At 69.1% G+C, this 25,311-nt stretch carries 27 protein-coding genes and 1 riboswitch; of the genes, 15 read left to right on the top strand and 12 right to left on the bottom strand.

Features of this window, described 5'->3' with window-relative positions; genetic code table 11:
* Positions 1-167 precede the first annotated feature (167 nt).
* Complete coding sequence (locus tag ACWDS7_RS01175; protein ID WP_451927567.1) at positions 168-869, top strand: cysteine hydrolase family protein; 702 nt, start codon at positions 168-170, stop codon at positions 867-869.
* Between the two features lie 106 nt (positions 870-975).
* On the opposite strand, the gene ACWDS7_RS01180 is transcribed toward ACWDS7_RS01175, so the two are convergent.
* Complete coding sequence (locus tag ACWDS7_RS01180) at positions 976-1,434, bottom strand: MarR family winged helix-turn-helix transcriptional regulator (protein ID WP_451927568.1); 459 nt, start codon at positions 1,432-1,434, stop codon at positions 976-978.
* 66 nt (positions 1,435-1,500) lie between these two features.
* Between ACWDS7_RS01180 and ACWDS7_RS01185 the strand changes: the two genes are divergently transcribed.
* The 5 genes from ACWDS7_RS01185 to ACWDS7_RS01205 all read left to right on the top strand — a co-directional run bounded on the left by ACWDS7_RS01185 (position 1,501) and on the right by ACWDS7_RS01205 (position 7,096).
* The gene (locus ACWDS7_RS01185) at positions 1,501-1,659 is read left to right on the top strand and encodes a hypothetical protein (protein WP_451927569.1); all 159 of its coding nucleotides are present in this window, start codon (positions 1,501-1,503) and stop codon (positions 1,657-1,659) included.
* 308 nt (positions 1,660-1,967) lie between these two features.
* Positions 1,968-2,035, top strand: a riboswitch (guanidine-III (ykkC-III) riboswitch).
* Positions 2,036-2,048: 13 nt separating this feature from the next.
* The gene (locus tag ACWDS7_RS01190; RefSeq protein ID WP_451927570.1) at positions 2,049-2,927 is read left to right on the top strand and encodes an MBL fold metallo-hydrolase; all 879 of its coding nucleotides are present in this window, start codon (positions 2,049-2,051) and stop codon (positions 2,925-2,927) included.
* 305 nt (positions 2,928-3,232) lie between these two features.
* A complete protein-coding gene (locus ACWDS7_RS01195) occupies positions 3,233-3,562 on the top strand; it encodes a cupin domain-containing protein (RefSeq protein ID WP_306872996.1) in 330 nt (109 codons plus the stop codon).
* Between the two features lie 440 nt (positions 3,563-4,002).
* Positions 4,003-5,382: a hypothetical protein gene (locus ACWDS7_RS01200; RefSeq protein WP_451927571.1), complete on the top strand. Its 1,380-nt coding sequence runs from the start codon at positions 4,003-4,005 to the stop codon at positions 5,380-5,382.
* A 13-nt stretch (positions 5,383-5,395) separates the two neighbouring features.
* Positions 5,396-7,096 carry an outer membrane protein assembly factor BamB family protein gene (locus tag ACWDS7_RS01205; RefSeq protein ID WP_451927572.1) on the top strand — a complete coding sequence of 567 codons (1,701 nt, stop codon included), beginning with the start codon at positions 5,396-5,398 and terminating at the stop codon, positions 7,094-7,096.
* A gap of 45 nt (positions 7,097-7,141) precedes the next feature.
* On the opposite strand, the gene ACWDS7_RS01210 is transcribed toward ACWDS7_RS01205, so the two are convergent.
* From ACWDS7_RS01210 to ACWDS7_RS01230, 5 genes are all read right to left on the bottom strand, one after another.
* Positions 7,142-7,579: a GbsR/MarR family transcriptional regulator gene (locus tag ACWDS7_RS01210; protein ID WP_306873005.1), complete on the bottom strand. Its 438-nt coding sequence runs from the start codon at positions 7,577-7,579 to the stop codon at positions 7,142-7,144.
* On the bottom strand, positions 7,576-8,385 hold the full coding sequence (locus tag ACWDS7_RS01215) for an alpha/beta fold hydrolase (RefSeq protein ID WP_451927573.1): 810 nt from the start codon (positions 8,383-8,385) through the stop codon (positions 7,576-7,578). The genes ACWDS7_RS01210 and ACWDS7_RS01215 overlap by 4 nt, the downstream gene beginning before the upstream one ends.
* A gap of 374 nt (positions 8,386-8,759) precedes the next feature.
* Positions 8,760-9,710, bottom strand: coding sequence for a M56 family metallopeptidase (locus ACWDS7_RS01220; protein WP_451927574.1), 951 nt, complete (start codon positions 9,708-9,710; stop codon positions 8,760-8,762).
* Positions 9,707-10,075 carry a BlaI/MecI/CopY family transcriptional regulator gene (locus ACWDS7_RS01225; RefSeq protein WP_306873015.1) on the bottom strand — a complete coding sequence of 123 codons (369 nt, stop codon included), beginning with the start codon at positions 10,073-10,075 and terminating at the stop codon, positions 9,707-9,709. Before ACWDS7_RS01225 ends, ACWDS7_RS01220 begins: the two co-directional genes overlap by 4 nt.
* A gap of 178 nt (positions 10,076-10,253) precedes the next feature.
* A complete protein-coding gene (locus tag ACWDS7_RS01230) occupies positions 10,254-10,661 on the bottom strand; it encodes a MerR family transcriptional regulator (RefSeq protein ID WP_306873018.1) in 408 nt (135 codons plus the stop codon).
* 47 nt (positions 10,662-10,708) lie between these two features.
* Between ACWDS7_RS01230 and ACWDS7_RS01235 the strand changes: the two genes are divergently transcribed.
* Both ACWDS7_RS01235 and ACWDS7_RS01240 read left to right on the top strand, forming a co-directional pair.
* Positions 10,709-11,131 (top strand): VOC family protein, encoded by a 423-nt coding sequence (locus ACWDS7_RS01235; protein ID WP_451927575.1) that lies wholly within the window; start codon positions 10,709-10,711, stop codon positions 11,129-11,131.
* Positions 11,132-11,439: 308 nt separating this feature from the next.
* The gene (locus tag ACWDS7_RS01240) at positions 11,440-11,961 is read left to right on the top strand and encodes a calcium-binding protein (RefSeq protein ID WP_451927576.1); all 522 of its coding nucleotides are present in this window, start codon (positions 11,440-11,442) and stop codon (positions 11,959-11,961) included.
* A 156-nt stretch (positions 11,962-12,117) separates the two neighbouring features.
* Here ACWDS7_RS01240 and ACWDS7_RS01245 read toward each other — a convergent pair whose 3' ends face one another.
* Together ACWDS7_RS01245 and ACWDS7_RS01250 are read right to left on the bottom strand one after the other, a co-directional pair.
* On the bottom strand, positions 12,118-12,303 hold the full coding sequence (locus ACWDS7_RS01245) for a hypothetical protein (protein WP_451927577.1): 186 nt from the start codon (positions 12,301-12,303) through the stop codon (positions 12,118-12,120).
* Positions 12,304-12,581: 278 nt separating this feature from the next.
* The gene (locus ACWDS7_RS01250; RefSeq protein WP_451927578.1) at positions 12,582-13,751 is read right to left on the bottom strand and encodes an FAD-dependent monooxygenase; all 1,170 of its coding nucleotides are present in this window, start codon (positions 13,749-13,751) and stop codon (positions 12,582-12,584) included.
* Between the two features lie 59 nt (positions 13,752-13,810).
* Between ACWDS7_RS01250 and ACWDS7_RS01255 the strand changes: the two genes are divergently transcribed.
* Together ACWDS7_RS01255 and ACWDS7_RS01260 are read left to right on the top strand one after the other, a co-directional pair.
* Positions 13,811-14,407: a TetR/AcrR family transcriptional regulator gene (locus tag ACWDS7_RS01255; RefSeq protein WP_451927579.1), complete on the top strand. Its 597-nt coding sequence runs from the start codon at positions 13,811-13,813 to the stop codon at positions 14,405-14,407.
* A complete protein-coding gene (locus ACWDS7_RS01260; protein ID WP_451927580.1) occupies positions 14,373-15,122 on the top strand; it encodes a DsbA family protein in 750 nt (249 codons plus the stop codon). Before ACWDS7_RS01255 ends, ACWDS7_RS01260 begins: the two co-directional genes overlap by 35 nt.
* A 133-nt stretch (positions 15,123-15,255) precedes the next feature.
* On the opposite strand, the gene ACWDS7_RS01265 is transcribed toward ACWDS7_RS01260, so the two are convergent.
* On the bottom strand, positions 15,256-16,254 hold the full coding sequence (locus tag ACWDS7_RS01265; protein WP_451927581.1) for a quinone oxidoreductase family protein: 999 nt from the start codon (positions 16,252-16,254) through the stop codon (positions 15,256-15,258).
* An 87-nt stretch (positions 16,255-16,341) separates the two neighbouring features.
* On the opposite strand from ACWDS7_RS01265, the gene ACWDS7_RS01270 reads away from it, so the two are divergent.
* Positions 16,342-16,764, top strand: coding sequence for a MarR family winged helix-turn-helix transcriptional regulator (locus tag ACWDS7_RS01270; protein ID WP_306873037.1), 423 nt, complete (start codon positions 16,342-16,344; stop codon positions 16,762-16,764).
* Between the two features lie 126 nt (positions 16,765-16,890).
* Here the strand turns inward: ACWDS7_RS01270 and ACWDS7_RS01275 are convergent, their stop codons facing one another.
* Positions 16,891-17,820 carry a hypothetical protein gene (locus ACWDS7_RS01275; protein WP_451927582.1) on the bottom strand — a complete coding sequence of 310 codons (930 nt, stop codon included), beginning with the start codon at positions 17,818-17,820 and terminating at the stop codon, positions 16,891-16,893.
* A gap of 417 nt (positions 17,821-18,237) precedes the next feature.
* Between ACWDS7_RS01275 and ACWDS7_RS01280 the strand changes: the two genes are divergently transcribed.
* Complete coding sequence (locus tag ACWDS7_RS01280) at positions 18,238-18,663, top strand: VOC family protein (RefSeq protein ID WP_442480500.1); 426 nt, start codon at positions 18,238-18,240, stop codon at positions 18,661-18,663.
* A 462-nt stretch (positions 18,664-19,125) separates the two neighbouring features.
* On the top strand, positions 19,126-19,290 hold the full coding sequence (locus tag ACWDS7_RS01285) for a hypothetical protein (RefSeq protein WP_451927583.1): 165 nt from the start codon (positions 19,126-19,128) through the stop codon (positions 19,288-19,290).
* Between the two features lie 230 nt (positions 19,291-19,520).
* Here the strand turns inward: ACWDS7_RS01285 and ACWDS7_RS01290 are convergent, their stop codons facing one another.
* Positions 19,521-20,423, bottom strand: a complete 903-nt coding sequence (locus ACWDS7_RS01290; protein ID WP_451927584.1) for an endo-beta-N-acetylglucosaminidase H — start codon at positions 20,421-20,423, stop codon at positions 19,521-19,523.
* 620 nt (positions 20,424-21,043) lie between these two features.
* On the opposite strand from ACWDS7_RS01290, the gene ACWDS7_RS01295 reads away from it, so the two are divergent.
* The gene (locus tag ACWDS7_RS01295) at positions 21,044-22,495 is read left to right on the top strand and encodes an amidase (protein WP_451927585.1); all 1,452 of its coding nucleotides are present in this window, start codon (positions 21,044-21,046) and stop codon (positions 22,493-22,495) included.
* A gap of 505 nt (positions 22,496-23,000) precedes the next feature.
* Here ACWDS7_RS01295 and ACWDS7_RS01300 read toward each other — a convergent pair.
* Positions 23,001-24,245, bottom strand: a complete 1,245-nt coding sequence (locus ACWDS7_RS01300) for an MFS transporter (RefSeq protein WP_451927586.1) — start codon at positions 24,243-24,245, stop codon at positions 23,001-23,003.
* 123 nt (positions 24,246-24,368) lie between these two features.
* Between ACWDS7_RS01300 and ACWDS7_RS01305 the strand changes: the two genes are divergently transcribed.
* Positions 24,369-25,289 (top strand): GlxA family transcriptional regulator, encoded by a 921-nt coding sequence (locus ACWDS7_RS01305; RefSeq protein WP_451927587.1) that lies wholly within the window; start codon positions 24,369-24,371, stop codon positions 25,287-25,289.
* Positions 25,290-25,311: the final 22 nt, after the last annotated feature.

Here is a 25,311-nt window from a genome sequence, read left to right on the forward strand (position 1 = left end):
GTCGGAGCGGTCCGCCCCTCCGCGTAGGGCTCGGAGATGAGCGCGACGGCCTTCACCGAGGCCGGTGGGGTCGCGGCGCGGCAGATCGTGGCTCACGTACCCAATGTGTAGTCGGCCCCGGCGCGCGGTCTCGCGTGTCAGGGCACCCTCATCACCCAAGGAGAGAAATGACCGTCACGCCCCCGGTGCTCGACCCCCGGACGGCCGCACTGCTCGTCCTGGATTACCAGCAGGGAATCCTGGCCTCGCTCCCCGGCCTGGCCGACCCGGAAGCGCTGCTGTCACGGGTGGCCGGCGCCATCGCCGACATGCGGGCGCACGGCGCCGCCATCGCCTACGTGCGAGTCGGATTCACCGCAGCCGACTGGGCGGCGATCCCGCCGGCCAACAAGACTTTCTCCTTCCTCGGCCGGCAGCGCCTCATGCACCACGCGGATCCCGCCACAGACTTCCACCATCGGCTCGCTCCCGAGCCCGGCGACATCACCGTCCGCAAGACCCGCTACGGCGCGCTGTCGACGACAGACCTGGACCGGCAACTGCGGGATCGCGGAATCACCACCCTGGTCATCGCCGGCATCACCACCAGCGGCGCCGTACTGTCCACCGTCACTGACGCCGCCGACCGCGACTACCGGCTCTACGTCCTCTCCGACGGCGTCACCGACCCGGACCCGCAAGCCCACCAGACCCTGATGACCAGCATTTTCCCGAGAGTGGCCCACATCGTCGACACCGCCGAACTGCGCTCGCTCCTGCACGAGAGCCATCCCGATCGGGCAAAGACCGGCAGGGCACAACCGTCAATGACGATCAGCGACCGTCAGGGGGATCGCTGTCAGCGGCCGGACCTCGGTTCTGACCGCTGACGGATCATGTGTCCGCCGAGACGGTCGGACGGGTCAGCTGTATGTGCGGTCTGTCCGCTGGGGAAAGACCGGCCCTCCTCCACCCCTCATCATTGCGTGCCCCAGCTCAGGACAGGGCCCTGACGCGGGCGGCCTGCTCTTCTTGGACTCTTCGGGCAGTACGCAGGAAGTCGAGGATGACGGCCAGTTCGTCCGGCCCGTACTCCTGCAGCGCCCGGGCACCCGCCTGGCCGACCGGGACGAAGATCTCGGCATCGGCCGAGCGGGCGGCGTCGGTCGCGGCGACCAGGACGCGGCGGCGGTTACCCGGATCGGTGGAACGGACCACCATGCCCGCGCGCTCCAGCCGGTCGATGACCGTGGTGGTGGCCGCCGGGCTGAGCTTCAGCGCGAGGCTGATCCGGCCCGCGGGCACCGGGCCGTCGGCCAGCACCACGTCGAGACAGCGCAGGTCGGTGCGGTTGAGGCCGAGCCGGGCGGCGGCCGCCTCGTCGAAAGCGTCAAAGCTCTGCTGCAGCTGCCGCAGCTCCAGGGCGATCTCCCCGAAAACATTATGTTTCGGCATTCGAATCTTTCTATTGTCGTATATTTCATTACTCGAAACGACGATATCATGTGCGGAGGCACCCCCATGCGCCCAACCATCCTCACCGCAACCACTCCCAGCACGCGAACCGGCGACAACACTCAGATCGAAGAACTCTTCGCCGACTTCCTGGCGGCCTGGACGCCGGGTGACGCCCAGGCGTTCGGCGCGCTGTTCACCGACGACTCCGAAGCCTGGACATGATCGAGTCGGCCGACCGCCGGCGCACCCTCCTGACGCGATGGGATTCAGCCCGGCCACCCGAGGAGCCGGCCTGGACCACACGGCCGACCAGCGCAAGCCCATCCGGTCACTCGGCCGGATTCACGCCGCCGCCCGCGACGGACCTCACCGACTTGCACCCCTCCCCTGGCGGGAATCTCCGGCCGGATACGACCAAACACCCCGGCATCAAGGATCCGCCGGTCCGACGCTGCTCCGCCGCGGCGACAGGCACCCCGGACGTTCCACGGCGGCGGAGAGCAGCTGATCACTGCCGTGGTAGCGTCGCCGTGGAAGCCCGTAAGCGCTTGCCCCGGACGAGATGTGCGCCGTACCCGGCCCGCAAAGACGACGCACTCGAAGGAGGCGTCATGGATTCGGGCATATCCCTGATCGATTTCACCGGAGTGACTCCGGAGCCTTGTGCGCTGGACGTCCGGTGGATTCACGGCTCACCGTCGGCCAAGCACAACACCGATCCGGACATCCAGGTCCACGCCTACGACGAGCACACGTTCATCCTGCGGCAGAACATGGCGATCAACTACGAGGCGCCGTTCCTGTTCCTGCTGTTCGGAAACGCGCGGGCGGTGTTGATCGACACCGGCGCCACGGCATCCGCCACGTTCTTCCCCTTGCGCCGGGTGGTCGACGAGCTCGTCGCCGGCTGGCTCGCCCGCCACCCCCGGGAGGATTACCACCTGCTGGTGCTGCACACCCACCCGCACGGCGACCACGTCGCGGGCGACGACCAGTTCGCCGGCCGCCCCGATACCACGGTGGTCGGCGCGGACCTGGTCACCGCCTGGGAGTATTTCGGGTTCAGCAAGGATCCCGACGCCGTGGCCCAGGTCGACCTGGGAGGCCGTGTGCTGGAGTGCCTGGCCACCCCGGGCCACCACGAGGCGGCGGTCACGTTCTACGACCGGTGGACCGGGTTCCTGCTCACTGGCGACACGGTCTACCCGGGCCGTCTCTACATCCAGGACTGGTCGGCCTTCGCCCGGAGCATCGACCGCCTGATCGACTTCTCCGACCGTCGGCCGGTCACCCACGTGCTCGGCTGCCACATCGAGATGACCAGGCAGCCAGGCGTGGACTACCCGATCCGCACCACCTACCAGCCCGACGAGCCCCCACTGCAGATGACCACCGGGCACCTGCACGAAATCCGTACGGCGATCAAGGAGATCGGCGACCGGCCCAGCCGGCGTGCCTACCCTCTCTTCATCCTCTGGCCGAACTCATGAGCCGCACGTCGCATCAAACCTCCTGCCCGATGCGACGTCGTCCCCGGCCGCGATACCTACGGGCCGGCTGATCGACCGGCCCGCCCCGAGTGGAGGGCCTTCACCACTCAGGCGGTGGGTACGGGGGCGGCGCGAGCGCAGGCCGCAGGCGGCGATGAGAGCGCCCAGCAGGGAGAAGCCGCCCGCTGTCAGGAACGCGACGCGGTCACCCCGACGGCGGGCCTGCGCCCATGGTTCGCCCCCCAGGCCCCGGCTCCCTGACCCGCGAGCGTGCGGAATGTTCCGTCATGAAATGATCGAGGGCCATGGAGATCATCGACAGTGGACGGTTCGTACCCGCGGCGGACGGGTCCGCCGACTACGCGGAGCACCTGCGGGTGCCCGCCCTCAGCTTCGGGACGTATTCCATCCCGGCCGGCGCGACAGACGGGCAGTCACCGCACAACGAAGACGAGATCTACGTTGTGACGAGCGGGCGCGGCTCCTTCACCTCCGGCGGCCAGACCGTCGAGGTCGGCCCCGGCACCACGCTCTTCGTCCCGGCCCGCGAGGAACACCGCTTCCATGACATCACCGAGGACCTGGTGACGCTGGTGTTCTTCGCCCCCGCATACACCGGGATCCCTCAGTCCTAGCGCCGGTCCCGTTTCAAGGACAGGCCCTGAGCAACCTGTGCGGTGGCGGCGGAAGGTCTCGGTGGACATCTCCAGGGCCTTGGATCTCCCGGCACAGGCCGCAGGCTCTCGGAGCCGGCCCGAAGGCCTTGCGCAGAGCGGCCAACGCCTTCGGACCGGCCCGGTCAGCCGTCGCTTGACCCCACAACGTGCCCGGATGCGGGGGCACGTTCGGGGAGGACCGCCGCTTCGATCGGTCCCCGCATGATCGCTTGGCGATCTGTGGCCACTGGTACTATTGCCACATTTCGTGAACTATCAGGTCTAACGGGGCAATAGTGACGACGGGGCCCGGTTTCCGCCCGCAGTATCCGACCCAGCCACCGCCGCCATGGCAGCAGGGCCAATGGCAGCAACCGCCGCCCCCACCCCCGCCCCCCAGACGCAGGACCGGACTGTGGGTGACGCTGGGCATCCTCTCCCTCGCCCTGGTCGTCGCCGCGGGCGCGGGAGTAGGGGTGGTCCTTCGGGACCGGGGCTCCGCCTCGGCGCTCGACCCACGTCCGACCGGATCGGCAGCCCCAGGGCCGACCGATCAGGGGCCGGTCGACCCCGACACGGTCGTGGTCACCGATGAGGAGATCTCCGCGCTGCTCAAGGCACACAGCGAGGCGCTGACGTCAGGTGACGCCAAGACGTTCACCTCGATCTTCGACCAGAAGAACGCCGCCCTGGTCCGCAACCAGGCGAGACTGTTCGCCAACCTGCGCAAGATGCCGCTGACCCAGATGTCCTATGAGACGCTGCGCCGCACGGGTCGCACGGAGGACAGCTTCGGACGCGGCGTGACGTTCACCCAGGACGTCGCATTCGTGCACCGCTTCACCCGCATCGATCTCCAGCCGGTATCGGAGTGGTACCGCTGGACCATCGAGAAGGCCTCGGCTGACGCGCCCCTGGTCGTCACCAAGGTGGGCGGCGCGCCCCCGTCGATCACGAGCGGCGAGGGCTCCAAGACCGTGTACTACCCCGGCCCGTGGGACATCTGGCCCGATGTCGCCGTGGTGAAGGCCGGCTCCAGCATCGTGCTGGCCAGGCCGCAGGAGGCCGCCCTCGCCAGGCGCATCGCGCCGGCCGTCGCCAAGGCCACCACTGCGGACCTGGCCTTCTGGCGGCGCAACGGCCCACCGGACGCCGCGGTGTCCACCGGGTTCGTGATCGCACTGGCCGAGGGCCAGGCCCAGCTGGGCAACCTGTTCCGCAGGCAGAAGGCGCACGAGGCGGGCGTGTCCATTCCGATGCCCAGCTGGGGAGCGGGCAACACCATCAGGATCGGCGGCAGCCGTATCGTGCTGGACACCACCTCGACCTTCTTCGACGACGGAGCGGGCATCCAGGAGGTCGCCCAGCACGAGATCGCCCACTCACTGGTCGCGACCCTCGACAGCGCCCAGTTCTCGCTGTTCGGCAAGGCCAACTGGATCGTCGAGGGCTTCGCCGACTACGCCGCCACCCGGCACCAGAGCGTCGCTCAGGTCCGCCGCCTCCCCGAAGGCAGGGCCTACCTGGCAGGGCGGCTGGCCAGACCGTTCGAGGGCAAGCTTCCCGATAACGTCTTCTGGGACTACGAGAACCTGATCAACGCCAACTACTTCATGGGCAACCTCGCCATGCGCTTCATCGCCAAGAAGTACGGCGAGCGCAAGCTGGCCGAGGGCGTGGCCGCGGCCTACCGGGCGCAGGGCGACAAGAGCGAGGCCGCGCTGTTCGAGGTGCTCGGTGTGAGCAAGGCGCAATTCGAGCGGCAGTGGGCGGCATACGTGCGCCGGCAGCTGGCGTGATGGGGGAACGCAGATGACCGACCAGCACAACGGCAACCCGTACGGCGGGCAGCCGGCTCCCGACCGGCTCCCGAACTGGGGACAGCCCGTCCAGGGCTCCCCCGGTCACGGTCGGCCACCGTCGGGCGGGCCCGCTCACGGCCCCGGTAACGGCCAGCCACCCCTCGGTCAACCGGCTCACGGCCCCGGGTACGGCCAGCCCTCCCCCGGTCAGCCCGTCTACGGACCGCCAGGTCAGGGAGGCCCTGCCTACGGCCGGCCAGGGCCGTGGACCCCCGGGCCACCGGGACCCGCGCCGCACCCCCAGGGATACCCGAGCGGCCCGCCGTACCCCTACCAACAGCCCCACCCGCAGCAGCCGGGCGGCTGGGACGCCCCGCCACCGCCACCGCCGCCGCAGCGCAAGAAGGGCCACACCGCGCTGTTCGTCGCGCTCGGCCTGGTGGTGCTGCTGGCCGTGGGTGCGGGCACCGCGTGGTTCGTCGCCGGCACCGGCCCGGGAGCCGGTCAGGACGGCGGGCAGAGCGTCGGCCCTGCGGCGGCGGAGCAGTGGTCGGTGCCGCTGGTCAACGCAGACAGCACCGACTTCACCTCGGGCCTGGCCTTCGCCGCCTGGCTGACCGACACCACGGTCGTCCGCGCGCAGAGGGACGGTCTGCTCGCCTACGATCTGAAGACCGGCAAGCGCGCCTGGGGCGTGCCCTCGCCGGGCGAGCAGCTCTGCGGGGCCACCGCCGAGCTGGCGGCGGGCAAGGGCGCGGTCGCGTACGGCAGCGCCCGCCTGTGCGACCACCTGGCCGGCGTGGACACGGCCAAGGGCCAGATCACCTGGAAGGTCAAGATCCCGGCCGAGAAGTCCACCCTGTCCGACATGCTCGCCGCGCCGAAGGTGATGAACGCGGCAGGCATGGCGGTGGTGGCGGTGGATGAGACCGTGTACGGCTACCGCCTGTCCGACGGCGCCCGGCAGTGGACCGCCGCGCCGCCTGAGGGCTGCCATCTCGATGACGTCAACGCGGCGGCCACCCGCGTGGTCCTCATCCTCGACTGCGCCTTCAACGGCACGAGCAACCGCGTGGAAGTACTCGACCCCGAGAGCGGCAGGCCGGTCAAGCGGTATCCGCTCGGCGAGCTCGGGCTGGGCCCCAAGGTCCTGTCGGCCGACCCGGTCATCGTGCACGTGGAGAAGGGCGGTCAGAGCACGTTCACCGCGTTCGACGACAACGGCGGCAAGGTCGACATCAGGACCGGCCATGTGGACCTGCTCGCCATGAACAAGGTCGCGTTCTTCGACGGCATGGCCGAACAGCGCCGCTACGCCGTACACGGTGACCGGTTGTATCTGGCGACCTTCCCCGAGAACGTGCCGGGCGAGCTGCGCTCGCGTAACACGGCGGTGAGCTTCGATCTCAAGACCGGCAAGCAGCTCTGGGAGTCGTCGGGCACCCAGAACACCAAGCTGACCTACATCCGCGCCGACGACAAGGGGCTGCTGGCCCTGGAGGTGGGCGACCGGCGGGACCTCGCGCCCCGGCTGGTGCGGCTCGACGCGGGCACCGGCAAGGCGACGGTGATTGCGGGGCTGCCGCAGGAGTTCGGCACCGAGGGGGACAACGCCCGGGTGTTCGAGCGCGGTGGCGCGGTCATCATCGTCCCGTGGACCTCGGTCGCCACTAAGAATGCGGTCAGCTACGTCACGACAGGAGCGAGCTGACCGCTCAGCGGTGGGTACGGGGCGACGGCTGACCGGGCGGCGGTCTCAGCGGCGGCGTTGGCGCAGCAGCTCCACGCCCACGTCGACGTACCCCTCGAACAGGCCGATCACGTCCTGCAGGCGGTCCCGGGCCGGACCGGGGCCCACCAGGGTCTCGCCGTCGTGCAGGGCGGCGATCAGCTTTCTGGCGCGCGCGTGGCCCGCCTCGAGCAGCGTCTCCAACCCGCCCGCCGCCTCCACCAGCAGCCTGCGGCTGCCCGGCTGCGGGATCACCCTGGCCAGTCCCCAGGAGTCGAGCTGCCGCACCGCGGTGCTCACCGCCCCTTTGCTCAGCCCCAGCTCGGCGGCGATCGCATCGAGGGTGTCCGGCCGGTCGGTGATCAGCAGCAGTCCGTAGACGCGGCCGGTGGCGTGCGGCAGGTGCCACGAGGCGAGTAGATCACCCACCGAGGTGACGAACGCGGCCCGTCGCTCGGCGTTCACGCTGTCCCCCTCGTCTGGAGGCTTGTGTGGAGGAAGGTCTCGACTGCGGCGTTGACCGCCTCGGGCGCGTCCTGGTTGGCGATGTGCCCGGCTCCGGGCACGACGATCTCTTCGACCCCCTCGGCCGCGGCCCATCTCGGCATGGCCGTGGCGATGTTCCCGGTACGGTCCCGGCCCCCGCGGACCAGGCAGAGCGGCACGGGAGTGCGATAACCCGGATCCGGGTCGAGGAAGCCCACGGTCGCCCGCCACACCTCCACGAACTCCCCTTTTGTGAGCTGGGAGAACGCCCTGCGCGCATCGGCCCTGGCCGCCGGGGTGACCGCGGAGGCTCCGGCCATCAGCTCGGGGAGCCGCCCGGCCGGGATCACCGACAGGGAAGGCGCCGCCACCTTCAGCAGCAGGCGCTCCCCGGCGGACAGGGGCCCGGTGTTCCAGGTCGAGCCGACGACCACCAGTGCCCGGCACAGCTCGGGATGTCGCCGGACCAGCGCCTGGCTCAGGTTGCCGCCCAGCGACTGACCCACCAGCACCGGCCGGTCGAGCCGCAGGTGCTCGACGAGCGCGAGCAGGTCCGCCGTCGCCCGCTCGGCGGTGAACGGCGCACTGGCCGGTCGAGAGAGCCCGTGGCCGCGCAGATCCCAGGTGACGACCCGGTACCCGAGTGCCCGCAAGTGGTCCCGTTGGGCGTCGAACATCACGTGATCGGCCCCGGCGCCGTGCGAGAACACCACCGGAACGCCGTCACCGCCACTGTCGGCGTATCGAAGGTCACAGCCGTCCACACCGAGGGACAAATTTAGCATTTACTGAATATAGCGAATCTGAGCGTAGATCCGACCGTATGAGGTGCCGTAAGAAGCTGGTCGCCGGGCCCTGGGGGAATCCAGCAACAGCGATCGGCGCTGAGAAGGATCATGGTGGATGGCCTGATCATCCGCTGGCCGGCTCGGCCTTTCCGGCGGTCCGCTCGTCGTGCTCGCGTAGCATCCGCAGGTCGGTGGCGGGTGAGGGGTGCCGGCCCGGCGCCGGTGGCCGCGGGGCGGGGAGGCGCACGCCGTACCGAGAAGGAGCGGAAGGGTCAGGGCGGCGCCGACACGCAGGCGAGAACGCCGATCGATGGAGGCCATGCGGAAACCCCGTCCTGGCCTACTACCCACCGTCGTGGACGGTTGAGAGCCTAGAAGATCGAAATGCTGTGGCAGTGGTGGGCCAGGAACGATCGCAGGCCCGGCTCGACGGCCACGGTCACCGGGCCGGCGAGAAGGAGGACGACGGCGGCGAGCCCGGCGAGACGTTCCCGGCGCCCGAGGGGGGCGGCCGGGTTGAGCATGCGCCTGACCCGGGTGAGCGCCGTCTCGCCGCCGGCTCCGAGGGCGAAGGCGGGGGCGCGTCCGGTGGCCAGCCGTACCAGGGCGGAGGCGATGTGGATGCGGCGGTGACGACGGGCCGCGATGTCATCGGCGAGGAGCTCGATCAGCCGCGCGACCTCGCCTTTCGCCCGGGCGAACAGCGGCAGGCGGGGGAAGGCCCGGGCGAAGGCTTCGGTGACGGTCAGCACCAGGTGGTGCCGTCCCCGCAGATGGGCCTGCTCGTGGGCCAGGACCGCGGCCACCTCTTCGTCGGCCAGGGAGCGGAGGGCCGCGGTGGTGATGACCGTCCTGCCGCCCCTGCCGGGAAGGCAGTAGGCGGCGGCCTCGTCGTGATCCAGTACGGTCGCGCCCAGCTCGCCGTCGTGGCGGCCGAGAATGGTCAGCATGTCCGCGTGCCGCCGCCGTTCCCTGCGGGCCCTGACGAGAACGGCCGCCCCGCAGTAGGCGACTCTGGCCACGACCAGGGCGGCGCCGGACAGGGCGACGCCCGCGCCCGAGAAACTGAGGTCCGCTTCGACGGAAAGCATGGCCGCGCACACTTCGAAGAACTCGGCCAGCCCATGGCCGATCACGTCGGCGGGGATCACGGCCGCCAGCGCGGAAAGGGGCACGGAGGCGATCACGGAGACGCAGGCGGCCAGCCACACCGAGATCGCGAGACGAGGAGCGCGCTCAGCCCATTCGCCCCGCTTCAGCAGCCGGGGAAGCGAGACCACGGCCACCACGGCGTACACCACCAGGATGACGGCGGCCATCATGCGCGGCCCCGAGGCGGAAACACCTTGAGCGCGGCATCGAGCGCGTCGGCCTCCTGAGGAGTCAGCTGCTCAAGGAAGTGGACGAGCGTGGCCGCCTGGTTGCCGCTGGAGGCCAGCGTGGCGCGCATCAGTTCGGCGGTGTACGCCTCCTTGGTCGCGACCACCTCATAGATATAGGCCCGGCCGACCGGTTTGCGGCGGAGCAGACCCTTGGTGTGCAGCTTGTCCATCACCGTCATGACGGTGGTGTAGGCGATGGTCCGCTCGCGGCGCAGGTCTTCGAGGACGTCCCGCACCGAGGCGGGCCGACGATAGGACCACAGGCGGTCCATGATCGCGGACTCCAGATCTCCCAGAGGGCGCATCGTACGGAACTCCCAACTACCTGCGGAATACCGTGATACTACCGGCCGCCGTAGATGCTCAGCCATCGGTCAGCCCCACCCCATGCGATGACACAGGCATATGACCACAGGCGTGACGTCACAGCCCCCACCGCCGCATGACACATGCCACCCCCTTCAACGTGAAGCGCACTTCAAGTCAAGCGGGTGGCCGTGGCCGGGCGGAGCGGACGAAGCGCCAGAAGTCCGGGCAGTCCACCAGCGGGTCGTGCAGGCAGACGGAGGCATGCAGAAGACTGTCGCGCATGAGGGCGAGCTGGGCGATGCGCTCCTCCAGGTCGGCCGCCTTGGCTTGGAGGCGTTCACGCAGCGCGCTGTCGGCAGGCTTGGCGGAGAGGAGCTCGGCGATCTCCGCGAGAGTGAATCCGGCGTTGCGCGCGGAGGTGACCAGCGCCAGGCGGTCCACTGTCGCCGGGTCATACCTGCGACGCAGCCCGTTACGGCCTGCCGCGCTGATGAGCCCCTTCTGCTCGTAGAAGCGCAGCGCCGAGGGCGCCAGCCCCGAGCGCTCGGCCACTTCGGCGATGTCCAGCATGTCCTCGTCCACGATCCCCCCTTGACTTGAAGTGCGCTTCAAGTTGAAGGATACGTCGCATGATGAACAACACGCGCGACCGCGCCCGCACTCTGGGCCTCAACCACGTCAACCTGGTCGTCGCCGACGTCGACCGCTCGGTCCGCTTCTACACCGACAGCCTCGGCATGAAGATCGCCGGTGTCACCCCGGAGATCACCTTCCTTACCACCCCCGGCACCGGTGACCAGCTCGCGGTGCAACAGGCCGGCGGGGGCCTCGACCGCGCCACCGGCAAGGCCCGGACCGCGGGCGACTCTGGGGGCGTGGACCACATCGGCTTCGACGTCACCGACGCCGCGACGCTCCAGACGCTGATTGATCAGGTCCAGGGCGGCGGCGGCGCGCTGCTCATGCAGTTCCCCGACGAGAACGGCCTGCCCACCGCCTTCGTCACCGACCCCGACGGCTACGTGCTCCAGCTCACCGCCCGCCGCACCTGACCTGCCACCTCACCCCGGCAGACCCGGACGGGGTGCTCCTGTCACAGGCTCACGCCCCGTCCTCTCCTGGCCGCGCCTCCAGGTAGCCGCGCCGGCGGGCCGGCACGGATCCGGCCGGCGCGTCCGCCGGGACCTTCGGGCGCCGGCGGTGTTCAGCTCCCGCAGGATCGCCACCGCCTTCAGCGGGCCGGTGGCCGTGGACGACTTCTGAGCGGGCGAACTCAACCGGTAAGAAGACGCAGACGGAGGGTGAGGCGACCGGTTTCATTGTCCCGTCAACGATTCGACCATCAGACGGGGAAATCCACATGTCGTCCGTACACCGCCTTGTCGCCACCCTGGCGATCATCTCAGCCGGCCTCATGGCCGCCGCTGCCCTCACGATTCCCGCGCAGGCGGCGGCCGGCGCGTCCGTGCACGTCAGCGGGCGCACGCTGTTCATCGTCGGCACCTCCAGCGGCGAGACGGTCAACATCGGGGTGTTCCAGGGCAAGATCACCGTTGACTCCACGTCCGGGGTGAGCGCGGGAGCCGGCTGTACGCAGTCCGGCGCCAACGTGGCCCAGTGCGTGGGGGTCGGGAGCGGAATCCAGTTCATCGACGCGTCGCTGCTCGGGGGCAACGACACTGTCACCAACTCCACGTCGTTGCAGTCGTCGATCCTCGGCGGCGCGGGTCTGGACACCCTGAACGGCGGCTCGGGCCGGGACGGCCTCAACGGCGGCTCCGAGGACGACACCCTGATCGGCAACGGCGGTCTCGACGTCGCCAACGGCGTCGGCGGATTCGACGTCTGCAACGCCGAGACCGAGAACGGCTGCGAGGCCTGACGAGGAACGGCCACCCGGCACCGCGTGTGCCGGGTGGCCATCAGACCAGCTGTGGACCGGCCCGCCCTCTGCTGCCGCGCATCCGCGACCGGCAGGAACTGATCTTCTACCGGCCGGACGAGCGCACCCGTTTGGTTTCTGGATGAGTTTGGGTGTTCAGTGCGTAACAGGGCCTGAGAAGGTCAGGTAGGGATGTTCCGCATTCACCCACCTGCGGTCCAGCCGCACCCCTGTAGCCAACTCGATGCCCGTCAAGAAGCCCGCCTGCCAGTCCCAGTTGTCGTCTCCCCCAGTCCAGGCGGTGTCCTCGTAGTCGAGGAAGAAGCCGTTGATCGCCGTCAATTCCGGCCACCATGTCTCGATCCCGCAGCAGCGCCCGTGACGGCTCAGGGCTCCCGAAGACATCCCGCAGTGCTAAGCCGTCAGGCGAGCAGCCCCCTGCCGGCCGATCTCGGATGATCGGCCGCCGGGCTGTCATCGGTGCTGAGCAGGAAGCGCCCCTACGGGCGTGACGGTGTGCGCTCCGGAACCCGCGCAACGCCAGTCGGCCGCTCCGCGTTCCAGGTCGGCGTGCAGGCCCAGGCGGCGCATCTGGCACAACCGCCGCACCGGCCACCCGATCACTGATCGCCTGCGACCGCTGACTGAGCGTGCCAGAGGGCGGCAAGCTGCCGGGTGGCCAGCCGGGACGGTACGGCGCGCAGCAACGCGTCGCGTAGCCACGCGGCGACGCCGGTCCGGGAGGTCAGCCGCGATTGCCGGGACGCCGCCTGCATGATGCGGTTGGCGCGGGGCCTGCGCTCGGCGTCGTAGCGCTGGAGCCGCTGGGCGGCCTCCGCCGGCTCGGCGCCGCTCAGGTGGCGGGTCAGTGCGGCCGCGTCTTCGAAGGCCTGGCTGGCGCCCTGGCCGAGGTCGGGTGGCATGGCGTGCGCGGCGTCGCCGAGGAGCGCGATCCTGCCGGCCGCGAACGAGGGAAGGGGTTCGGCCAGGCGGGCGATCGGGTCGACGTAGATGTCGGAAGGCGGGGTGGCCTCGATCAGTGCCGTGACGAGGGGGTGCCAGTCGGCCATCAGGGACAGCATCTGTCGGCGCGCCTCGTCGGCGCCGGGCGGTGTCCCGTGCAGGACGGAGTCGGTGAACCAGTACAGGCGGTGCTCGCCGACGGGGAACAGGCCGAACATCGCCCCGCTGCGGCGGTCGACCAACTGGCTGGCGAGCAGGTCTGTCACCAGGCCGGGCGGGCGGGGCAGCATGCCGCGCAGGTCCATCCGGCCGGTCCGCCGTAGCCCAGGGTGGCCGGGAATGAGCTGTTCGCGCAGCTTGCTACCGATGCCGTCGGCCGCGATCACGGCGTCCGCTCTCGCGACGGGGTTGCCGCCGCTGATCACTGTCACCCCGGCGAGGTCGGGCTCCAGGCGCTCGACCGGGGTCGCGGTTCGCACCAGGTCGGCGGGCAGCGGGGCGCGCAGCGCCCGGTGCAGTTCCGCCCGGTCGATGATGGCGGGCGTCCCGACCTCCTGCTGCACCTGGACCGCATCGGTGACCAGCAGCGGCCGTCCGCGCCGGTCCCGCAATCCCGCGCGGGCGGCATGCATGACGTGCCCGCGGAAGCCTTCGGCCAGTCCCAGCGTCTCCAGCGCGCGGAGCCCGTTGGGCATGACCACGATCCCGGCGCCCACTTCCCGGAGCTCGGCTCCCCGCTCGAAGACTGTCACCTCGTGGCCCAGGCGATGCAGCCCCACAGCGGCCGCCACTCCCCCGAGCCCGGCGCCGACCACCACGATCCTCATGAGACCACCTCGCGATTCACTACGATCGTACTAGTACAGCTATTGGATATCATGGCCGCATGCCGCCCACCAATCCGGCCCGTCGCCGGGCCCTGATCGACACCGCTATCGAACTGCTGGCGTCATCGGGCGTGCACGGACTGACCCACCGCGCGGTGGAGAAAGAAAGCGGACTTCCGCCGGGAACGGCCTCGAACTACTTCCGCAGCCGGGAAGCGCTGTTGGTGGCCGCGGCCGAGCGCATCGCCGAGCTGCATCACGCCGACACCGACCGGGCCGTCGAGCAGCCCGCGACGCTGGTCGACCTGCTGACGGAATCGCTGCTCGCAGCGGCAACCACACTGCGCAACCGCTATCTGGCAGTCTTCGAACTTCAACTGGAGGCCGTGCGCCGGCCGGTGCTCGCCTCGACGCTCGCGGGCCTGCAGGACACGTCATTGCAGATCACCGCCGGGCACCACGACACACTCGGCCTCACCATCCCGCGCGAGAAAATCCCCACACTGATCGCGCTCTACGGGGGTGCGCTGTTCACCCTGGTCACCGCGCCACCAGGGAGCGTCAGCAGGGACGTGGTCCAGAACGTGGTCCAGGTCATCGTGTACGGCTGCGCCCTACACGATGACAGTCCTGAAACGGCGCAGCAGGACCGCTGAACCTACACCGCCCGGGCGTGATCCCCGTGTCACGCTCCGCCCTTCGGGGTACGGGGCAGGGTTCAGCAGTTCTTGTAAGCGGTGCCCCTGGTGCCATCTCGGCAAGCGCCGCTGGGAGCGCGCGCTCGCCGGATTCGAGCACCGCGAAGCCGTACACGTCCGCTGGCGCAGCTTCGAACTCGATCCCCACGCCTCCCGCGAGGCCCGGCCGACCATCCCGCAACGCATGCGGCAGGACCTCGGCCTCTCAGCCCGCCAAGCGGCCGAAGGGGCGGCCGGGCTGACCGCTCTCGCCGCCGGCCTGGGTCTGACGTATCGCCTGGAGCCGGCCCGGCCGGTCAACAGCTTGACGCGCACCGCCTGCCGCACGCGGCCGTCGAGCGGAGCCGAAGCGCGCCGCCGCGGCGTGAGCGGCGTGCCGTCCTTCGTCATCGCGGACGGAGATGTCGTCTCGGGCGCGCAGTCCCCACAGGCGCTCCTTGAAGAGCTCCGCCTGGCCTGGCGCCGAGCGACCGCGATCGTCCTGACCGGCCACCCCGCTCGCGCGGTCGTCGATGGGCGGGAGCTCTCGTTCTGCACCCCCACCGGCCTGAAGACGCTTCTGAAGGCCCGCGCCGCCGCGGCCGGAGTGAGCTTCCAGCTCTGCCATGCGCGGGGCCTGCGACGGGTGCCGACCATCACCGGCCTGGACGCCGCCTTCCCCGACTCCCCTTGACCGGGCCACGGTCCCACGAAAAGGAGACCGTGCCACAGCGCTGAAACGCCGGGCCCTTGACTTCTCGCCTGTCAGCAAGGCTGAGCGGTGTTGATGCCGTGGACAGCCGCAGCCTCAAGCGGCTTGTCGCGTCCTATCCGACCTTGAGGGCCAGCTTCCCGACATAGTGATCGTTCAGAGCGTGATGCGCGTCCTTGACTTGACCCAACGGGAAGGTCCGGGCGACGTGGACCTCGAAGGAGCTCGACGCGATGATCGCGTTCAGCCGATCGGTGGCGGCGCGGCTTCGATCCCCGTCATAGTAGGACACCGTCGCGCCCGGCGAGGATGCAGGCATGGGCAGGACGCCGTTCGGCCAGGCGATCCGCCCCGAACTCCTGATCGCGCGGAGGGACCGTTCCGCAGTCTCGCCTCCCGCGGTGACCAGAGCCGCATCGAGCCCGCCTGGCGCGAACTCGGATGCCGCGGCCAGCACATCGTCTTTGCGGCCGTCGATGGCCTCGTCGGCGCCCAGCCGCCGGGCCAAGGCGACACCGTCGTCACCAGAGGCCACGGCCAACACGCGGATACCGCTGTGCCGCGCCAGCTGTACGGCCAGGTGCCCGATACCCCCGCTGGCCCCGAAGACCATGAGCGTCTGGTCCGGCCGCAGGTCGAGCAGGTCGAGGCCGCTCAGTGCGGTCAGGGCATCCCAAGCCATCGCTCCGGCCTGCTCGGTCGGCATCCGGTCGGGTACGCGCGCCACGAACTCCGCCTCAACGAGGCCGTACTCGGCGTAGAAGCCACCCCGCGGCACCGGCATCGTCGCAGCGTAGACACGCTCGCCCACGTCGAACCGGGTGACGTTGCGGCCGACCGCGGCCACCGTGCCCGCCGCGTCCCAGCCGAGGACATAGGGGAAGGCCGACGCGACGCCGAAAGCGCCGTCGTAGTCCCCCTCCCGCTCGACCGCGTCCCAGGACCCGACCCCTGCGAATTCCACCCGGATGAGGACGTCGTCATCGCCGACCTCCGGGAGCGGTATCGGGCGTGACGAGAGTTCGTCGACGCCGCCGAACCGGTCAAGGACGACCGCGTTCATCTGCGGCACCACGATCGCGCCGTCCGCTGTGCGCTCAGCCCTGCTGTCCATCGACTCCCCTTCGTTACTTGAGTGAATCAAGGATTCATTGGACCACATTTGCTTGAGTGAATCAAGTAACTCCTCTAGACTGGCACCATGGCGCTGCCAAACGGACCCGTAACCACCTCCTCCAAGGCCGAGGCTGTTCTGTTCGACCTGGTCGACGTGTACGACCGCGCCTACGAGGCGGCGGCGGCGGAGCTGTCGCTCAGCTCGGCGCAGGCATGTGTGCTCGGGCGGCTCGACGAGCGACGCGGCATGGGCGCCTTGGCCGAGGAGCTCGGCTGCGACGCCTCCAACATCACCCAGATCGTGGCGCGGCTCGAAGGGCTCGGCCTCGTGGCCCGCGAACCGAATCCCCAGGACCGCCGGGCACGACTCGTCGCGCGGACCCCCCGAGGAGACGAGATCAACCACCGGTTCGCAGAAGCCTTCGCTTTCGCCCGCACGGCGGTCGGACGACTTTCACCCGACGAGCAGGACCAGTTGACGGCGCTGCTGCGAAAGGCGCTGGGCTGACACCGGAGCCGGTGACGGCCGACGGGAAGATCATCCAGCGTTACTCCAGGCTGGATCTCCGAGATTCCGCATCCCAGGGCCTCGGAGAGGCTCCAGCCTGCTCCCGCGATTACGAACATGATCGGCTCATGGCCGCTCCTGGCCGAATCTCGGCTGGACCCGGGGGTGAATACCGGTTGGAGGCGGGTCAGGCAATTGTTGCGGGCAGTCTGGTGCAGAGGCGTTGGGTGGTGTACGGGCGCCAGGTGGGCCGGCCGGCGAGGGCGAGACGGGGCAGGCGGGTGGCGAGGACGGTGAGGGCGGTGGCGAGCTCGATTCGGGCCAGTTGGTTGCCGATGCAGGAGTGGACGCCTTCGCCGAAGGCGATGTGTCGTGTCCGGCCGGTGCGCCCGGGGTCGAAGGTGTCGGCGTGGGGGAAGGCGGTCTCGTCGCGATCTGGGCCCAGTCGGTGGGGGTGGTCTTGGGGTAGAGCGGCGCGAAGATACGCGCCGGCATCGCGGCGAGCTGATCGAAGTCCTCGTCGGGGATCCCGAACACGGTGGCCGCAGCGCGCTGGGTGAAGGGCAGGGAGTACTCAGCGTGCAGGTCGGCGCTGCCCTCGGCGGCCAGCCTTGTGGCCAGTTGCTCGGCCAAGTTTTCGGCTGTCCGCCTCATCCGCTCACCGGCCCGGGCGAGCAGGCGTCGGTCGAACGCGACCCCGGCCACGCGCCGCAGCGCGCCGTGACGTGGGGCCACAGCCTTGACCATGGTCTGGTTGAAGGTGTGCAGGGCGAAGGAACGGGAGTCATCGACAGGCGCGGTCCGCAGATCCGGATCCCGCAGGTGCACCGCGTCCTCGTAACGGGAGAGGTAGACGGTGCCGTCCGGATCGGTGTGCACGGGCCGGTTGGAACGCAGCCAGGCGTAGAAGGGATACGGGTCCTGGAGGTTGTTCGGTTGCGCGAGGATGTCGAACAAGTCCAGATCCGACGATCCGAGTGTCCGGACCACCGACGCGGGTCCGGTGCTCTCCACCCCCGCGGCGGTGTTCCTGGACTCGGACGCTTCGCTGACCATGACAGACCTCCTCCAGATAAAGGTCGTTTACTCCGGCCGCCTTGCTACCGTCTTCCGGCTCGTCGTAGCGGGAGTACCTCCGGAAGGGCCGCGTCCATCCGAAGCGGAATCAAGGCCCGGTCAGGCAGCGACAAGACTCCTGGTCGGGGCATCGGATCTTGGTCGACCGCTGTCTCACCGGCAGCTTCCTCTCCGGCTGAACGTCGGTGTCGGCCCGCAGGCCAGCGAGAGGATCTCTAACCTGCGGTGTTCCGGCTGAAGCGGTACGACCGGCGCGTGACGGGCGCTGCTGCCGCAAGAGGTTCTCGAAAACAGGTGGCAGAGGATGTCGACAACGGCCTGGCGGCTCCGTCTTAGGGTGGATGCGGCCACCGTGGCCGTACGACACCGAGGAGACCCAGCATGACGATCCAGCGGATGGACAACGTCCTCATCGTTGTCGACGACCTCGACGCCGTTATTGCGTTCTTCGTCGAACTTGGCATGGAGCTGGAGGGCAAGGGGCCGATCGAGGGACGTTGGGTGGAGCGTGTCATCGGGCTCGACGACGTCCGACAGGACATCGCCATGCTGCGGACGCCGGACGGCCACGGCCGGATCGAGCTGGCGATGTTCCACACACCGAAGGCGATCAGTGCCGAGCCGAAGGACGCGCCGACGAACACGCTGGGCATCCGTCGCATCATGTTCGCCGTCGACGACATCGAGGACGTCGTTTCCCGCCTGCGCACTCACGGCGCCGAACTCGTCGGCGAGCTGGCGCAGTACGAGAACAGCTACCGGCTCTGCTACGTCCGCGGCCCCGAGGGCATCATCGTCGGACTGGCCGAGCAGCTCAGCTGAAGGCTGCCGAGGGGACCGCGCACGCAGGACCATCCGGGCACCCGCGCCCGGGAACTGCACCGGACGCCGCGTTTCCCGGGTCGCTCTGCCCGGTAGGACTCTTACGTCAACCCGGCCGGGAACTCCCGGTCACTCACAGCTCCCCAGCCTCTGATGACACGGACCCGAGCGCAGGGCCGGTGCGACTGCGCCCTTATCGTGAGATCATCCACTGCCATGGCAGGAGTGACGGGCGGCGGGCGTCAACGAAGTGACCCTGAACCAGGTGACACACACCCCAGGCACACCGGCATGGCACAGCGCTTGAAATGGGGCGTCCCTGTCGCCGTGAACCTCGTGCTGGGCTCCGTCGCTGTCATCCCGTTGTGGGGCCTGGGGCTCTTCGCGGTGAACTTCCCGCTCGCAGCGATAGGGCTTACGCAGAGAGAACCGACAGAGAATGACGGCGTTTTTCCTTGGCTGGTGCTCCTTGTGCCACTGCTGAGTGCACTCGTGGCCGTGTGGTGGCTGATCAACGTACTGGTGCGCCACAGGACCCGCCAGGCCGCACGCCCCTTCTGGCTGGTCAGTTCCGCGGTGGTCCTGCTGCCCACGATCACATCCATGGTGCTCGTGTCGATCCTGTGAGACACGCGGGCAGGCTCGACCTCGTCAGTGCGCCCGACGCCTACTGCCTCTTTCCTGCGCACTCGGTCTGCGCCCCATCAGGAACAGCCTCAACGATTGATGACGGATTTGGTCCCCCACGGAGCTCCCACCGAATAGCGATCTTGACCGACACTGTCCCAGCAGGAGCTCCGCGCATATTCCGGCGGTCTTGACGCGCTCACACCGTGTCTAACCACACGGCATTGGGTCTAGGGGTTGTAGACGGCAGAGCTGCCGTAGAGCTTGTTGGTGAACGCCGAGATGTAGGAGGCCGTGTTCGCCGCGGTGAGGTTGTAGGTGAGAAAGACGCCGTACCCCTCGTTGACCGTGCGCTGGGCGAGGCTCGCGGCGGTGGACGGACTGGTCGCGGTGAACGACACGGCGGCCGGGGAGAGACGGGACCTGGAGCTCGGACCGCTCGGCACGGCCCAGGTGCCGTAGTACGGGTTCCAGGCGTAGTCGAAGGTGTTGGCGATGCTCACCCCGTTGTAGGTCAGGCGGCCCGAGGCCGGGCCGATGTCGTACAGCGTGATGAGCTTGTCCGGCAGCTTCCGGCGCAGGGCCGAGACCAGGTAGACGAACGAGAAGTCGTTCGGCTGGCCGGTGCCGTTGTTGCCGTACTCGGCGTACTCGTCGTCGAAGTCGATGCCGTCGAGTCCGTACGTCGTCACCGCGTCGGCCAGCTCCTGGGCGAACGCGTCAGCGGCCTGCTGGGACGGGAAGTTCGCGAAGCCGGCGCCCTGATGGTTGCCGAGGACGGACAGCAGGACCTTGATGCCCTTCTGCTGCAGCGGGCGGACCTCGGTCGCCACGTTGTCGAGCACGTTCTGCACGTTCTCGTTGAAGTGCAGGTAGGCGTCCGTCCCGTTGTAGTTGATGTTGGCCGCAAAGATGACCGCGATGTCGAACACCTGCGCACCGCCCTTGGCGAGCGTGTACTTCGCGGCGTTCGTCATGCTCTCGTTGTTGACCTCGATGTAGACGACCGAGATCGGTCCGCTCTTCGCGCGTGGGCGCCGCTCGGCGTGCGCCGTGGCGGGCAACGCGACACCGGCGGTGGCCGCGGCCAGGACTGACAGCAGGGTCCTTCTCCGCATCAGCGGTGCACTCATCGATCGACTCCTCGTCACAGGGGGGCGGTCTGCTATAGCGGTTAAGTCCAGCTCGCCACCTGATAGAAAGCCAGGTGGGAAATGGAGATAAATCGGTATAGCGCATCGATCATCGGTAGCCCAGGGCCCGCTGTCAAGGTCTCGTCAGCGCAAGGCGACGATCCCGGTCCGGCCGGCCACCTCCTTCACTTCCACCTACATCTCGGCCTCGATGCCGGCCGGGACGGCGTTCTTGCGGCGGGCCTTGCCCATGATGAGCCGCAGCGGGACCTCGACCTCGCCGAGACCCCCAGCCATCTCGACAGAACCAATTTAAAATGAGCTACCCCGTTTACTGGACAATCCCCGCACGCTATGGCCAGCAGTCGAGCGAATATCCAGTGGCCGGAGAAATACAGGATGAAAATTGAGATGTCTATCTCGTTGCGCGAAGCGGCATTTCATGCCCTTGCCGGTGGAGTCGACCTGCTGCCGACCCTGCTGACCTGGGGTGGAACATCTTGGACGGCGGAGCGAGTGCGTGACTTCAGCCAGCGAAGGCGGCCGTTTCGACTTTTCCGGCGAATGCGGGCGACGCGTGTGGGGACAGACGTTTACGGCAGGCCGTTAGAGTCAACTCCATGGAATGGAATTTTCAGGCGGCCGAAGACCTCGCAGCTGCATTGCGTGCCGGTGAGGTGAGCTCGGCGGAACTGACCGACGAGGCGATCGCCCGTATCGAGCGGGACGACAAGGTGATCAACGCTATCTGCGTGCCGGACTTCGACCGTGCGCGGGCCGCCGCGCGCGGTGCTGACCAGGCACGCGCGCGCGGTGAGGACCGGCCGCTGCTCGGCATTCCGGTGACGGTCAAGGAGTCGTACAACATCGCCGGACTGCCCACCACCTGGGGCATGCCGCCGCACCGGAACTACATGCCGGCCGAGGACGCGGTACAGGTGTCACGACTCAAGGCCGCGGGCGCGGTGGTGCTCGGCAAGACCAATGTGCCGTTGGGGCTGCAAGATATACAGAGCTTCAACGAGATCTACGGCACCACCACCAACCCGTGGGATCACGGTCGCACGCCGGGCGGATCCTCCGGCGGGTCGGCGGCGGCCCTGGCGTCCGGGTTCGGCGCGCTGTCCATCGGCTCCGACATCGCCGGCTCGCTGCGCACCCCCGCGCATTTCTGCGGCGTCTACGCGCACAAACCGACGCTCGGACTGGCGGCGAACCGCGGTATGGTCCCGCCGTCCGAGCCGGCATTGCCGACCGACCTCGACCTCGCCGTCGTCGGTCCGATGGCGCGCACCGCCCGCGACCTCGCGCTCCTGCTCGACGTCATGGCCGGACCGGACCCGCTGACGCTCGGCATGGCGCACCGTTTGGCACTGCCGCCCGCCCGCCACGAGCGGCTCTGCGATTTCCGGGTCCTGGTCCTCGACGAGCATCCGCTCATTCCGACCGGGTCCGCCGTGCGGGCGGGCGTGAACCGGGTGGCCGCCGCGCTCGTCGACGGCGGCGCCCGCGTCGGACGGCACAGTCCGCTGCTGCCCGATCTGACCGAAGCCGCGACGCTCTACATGCAGTTGCTGATTTCGAGCTCCGTTGCGCGTTTTCCCATCGAATCGCACGAGCAGCTGCGGACCCGCGCCGCCGGCCTGAGCGCGGACGACCAGAGTCTTGACGCCGTGCGGCTGCGCGCCATGGTGTTCAGCCACCGCGACTGGATGGAGGCGAACAACCTCCGCGAGGTCCACCGCCACGGCTGGCGGCAGCTGTTCGCCGAGTTCGACGCCGTGGTGTGCCCGATCACACCGACGCCCGCGTTCCCGCACGACCACGACCCCAATCCGCTGGAACGGCGCATCGACATCGACGGCGTCGAGTATCCGTACTTCGACCAGCTAGTCTGGGCCGGCCTGGCCACCATGCCCGGCCTGCCCGCCACCGCCATACCAGCGGGTCGGTCCCCCGAGGGTCTGCCGGTGGGAGTGCAGCTCATCGGTCCGATGTTCGAGGACCGCACCCCGCTGCGGCTGGCCGAACTGCTCGAGCAGAAGATCGGCGGCTTCCACGCACCGAAATAGAGCGTATTGCCGGGTATCCGTCGAGGACGAGGTACGGATCAGTCTCCTCCCGGCACAGGAAATCCACGGCGCCGGCCATCCGGCGTCGGCACCCCCTCGATGATGCCGCCATCGCGCCCCGCGCCGGCCATCGGCAGCGGACGGGCCAGGTGAGGGGTGAGATCGCGTCGGCGCGCCGGCGGACCCAGGCCATCATTGCGGCCGCCCGTCTACTGAACGACACTTCCGGGCGGCCAAGCCTGCGCGAGGCCGCCTGGGAGATCAACATTCGTCCGTTGTAAATGATCTTGAGTATCGACCGGGCGCCTTTACAGTGTAGATCAATAACTCTGGGACATCGCCGCTCATGCGACCAGACGCTTGAAGCCCGTCCACGGAAACCAACGACATGTCGGCACATCGTGTCCCTACCGAGCGACTGGGGACACCATCGTCCGCGCGACCTGACGATCAACGAGAGGTTCACCCGATCACCACAGAGCCCACCACTTCTCAAAATCCCCTGTCATGCGTTCCCCCGGGTGACAGGAACGTCAAAAATCTCTTGGACGGTGACATCGAGGGCATCGGCGATCGGCCGGCCTCCGGCCTCCTGAGGCTCCCGGCCCAGCCGCCTGACCGGCTTGATCAGCAGCAGCGCCGCCACCACGCCGACCGTCACCAGGGCCGACCCCAGCATGAAGGCGCGCGGTTCGACCAGCGCGGTGACCGGACCGGCCAGCGCCTGCCCGACTGCCATGCCCGCGACCGACCCGGCCACCTGGTAGGCGTTGACCCGGTTCACCACGTCCGGCGCGACCTGCGTCTGCACGCTGGTCGACCACATCACCGACCAGAACGCCAACGCGCACCCCCCGAGCAGGTGCCCGGCCATCAGCAGCGGCAGCGGCAGCCCGAGCGCGACCGTCAGCGGCACCGCCACGTACCCGCTCAGCGCCACCGCCCCTGCCGCCAGCGGCCTGCGCGGCCTGAGCCTGATCGCCACCAGTCCGCCCAGCACAGTGCCGAGGCCGAGCGCCGCCATCACCCAGCCGTAGTCGGCCCCGATGACCTGCGACGACAGCGGCACGTACGGCCCGACCACCAGAACGCCCCAGAACACCCAGACCAGGATGACCGACCACATCCAGCTCCTGGCCTTGAACTCCTCCCAGCCCCTGCGCAGGTCGCTCAGCACGTTGGAGGGCTCCGGCCTGGGTACGGTGACCCGGACCAGCAGCAGGCACACCCCGCTGACCAGGAACGTCGCGGCGTCCACCGTGTAGACGAAGACCGGCCCGGCGACGACGATGAGGACTCCAGCCAGTGCGGGACCCGCCAGATGGGTGACCGCCTCGGCGATCTTCAGCGTCGCGTTGGCCCGCTGCCGATCTTTGGCGACCAGGGAGACCATGCCGTTGACGCCCGGTTCGAACATCCCGGCGCCCGTGCCCGACAAGAACGCCATCACCAGCAACAGGGCGTACGGCGGAGCACCGTCCAGGAATGCGACAGCCACGACCCCCTGGGTGACGACCCTGAGCATGTCCGCGCCGATCATCAAGCGCCGGGCGCCGATCCGGTCGGCGACAACCCCGCCGAACAACATGACCAGCACGGCCGACGCGGTCCAGAGCGCGAGCACGTAGCCGACGCCCGCGATCCCATAGAATTTCCCGATCGCCAGCGCCGAGGCGACGGGCATCATCGCGTCACCGAGCAGCGAGATCGTGCGGGCTCCGAAGTAGAGGGTGAAGTTTCTCGTCCACATGAGCCCCAATTCTGGATTTTTCCAGATCAGAGCACCGGTGTCCCAGATGACATCATTGGGTACATTTGCGCCATGCCCCTGGATTGCCCGGAAACGCCCCCGACGCCCCCCAGCCCGCACCGCGTGGTCGCCTTGGTCGCCCCGGACCAGGAGCTCTATCCGGTCACCTCCGCCTCAGCCGTCTTCGGCTACCACGGCCCCGACATCCCCCAGCACTACAGCTTCAGCCTGTGCGCCGAACATCCCGGCTCCCTCCCCGCCACCCTCGGCGTCCCCATCCAGGTCGACAGCGGCCTCGAAGCCCTCGACGACGCCGACACCGTGATCATCGCGGGCTGGACCCTCACCCCCTCGCCCGCCGTACTCCACGCGGTGTCCCGAGCCCATGCCCGAGGCGCCCGCATCGTCGCCGTCTGCGCCGGGATCTTCATCCCCGCCGCCCTGGGCCTCCTGGACGGCCGCCGCGCCTCCGTCCACTGGGAACTCTCCGGCGAACTCGCCGCCCGCCATCCCCGCGTCATCCCCGACGACACCGTCATCTACGTCGATCACGGCGACGTCGCCACCGCCGGAGCCTCGGCCGCCACCCTCGACCTCTGCCTTCACCAGGTCCTCCAGGAGCACGGCGCGGCCCACGCCATGCGCATCGGCCGCCAGCTCGCCGCCGGTCCGCACCGTGAGGGCTGCCAGCGCCAGTACCCTCCCCTCCCCACCGCAGGCCCCATGCCGGACTCCCTGGCCCCCCTGCTCGAATGGCTCCTCTCGCGCCTGCCCGACCAGATCACCGTCGAGGACATGGCCGCCTACTCGGGAGTCTCCCCCCGCACCCTCACCCGCCAGTTCGCCGACCAGCTCGGGGTCCCGCCCGCCCGCTGGCTGCTGGAACGCCGCCTGGCCGCCACCCGCGCCCTGCTGGAGGACACCGACCTGCCCGTCGAGACCATCGCCGCCCGCGTCGGCCTCTCCTCGGCGGTCAACCTCCGCCGCCGCTTCCACACCGCCCTGCGTACCACCCCGGCCGCCTACCGCCGCTCCTTCCGCTGAAGGTCCCGGGCGGTTCCGCCGC

It is taken from the genome of Streptosporangium sp. NPDC003464, from assembly GCF_053588315.1.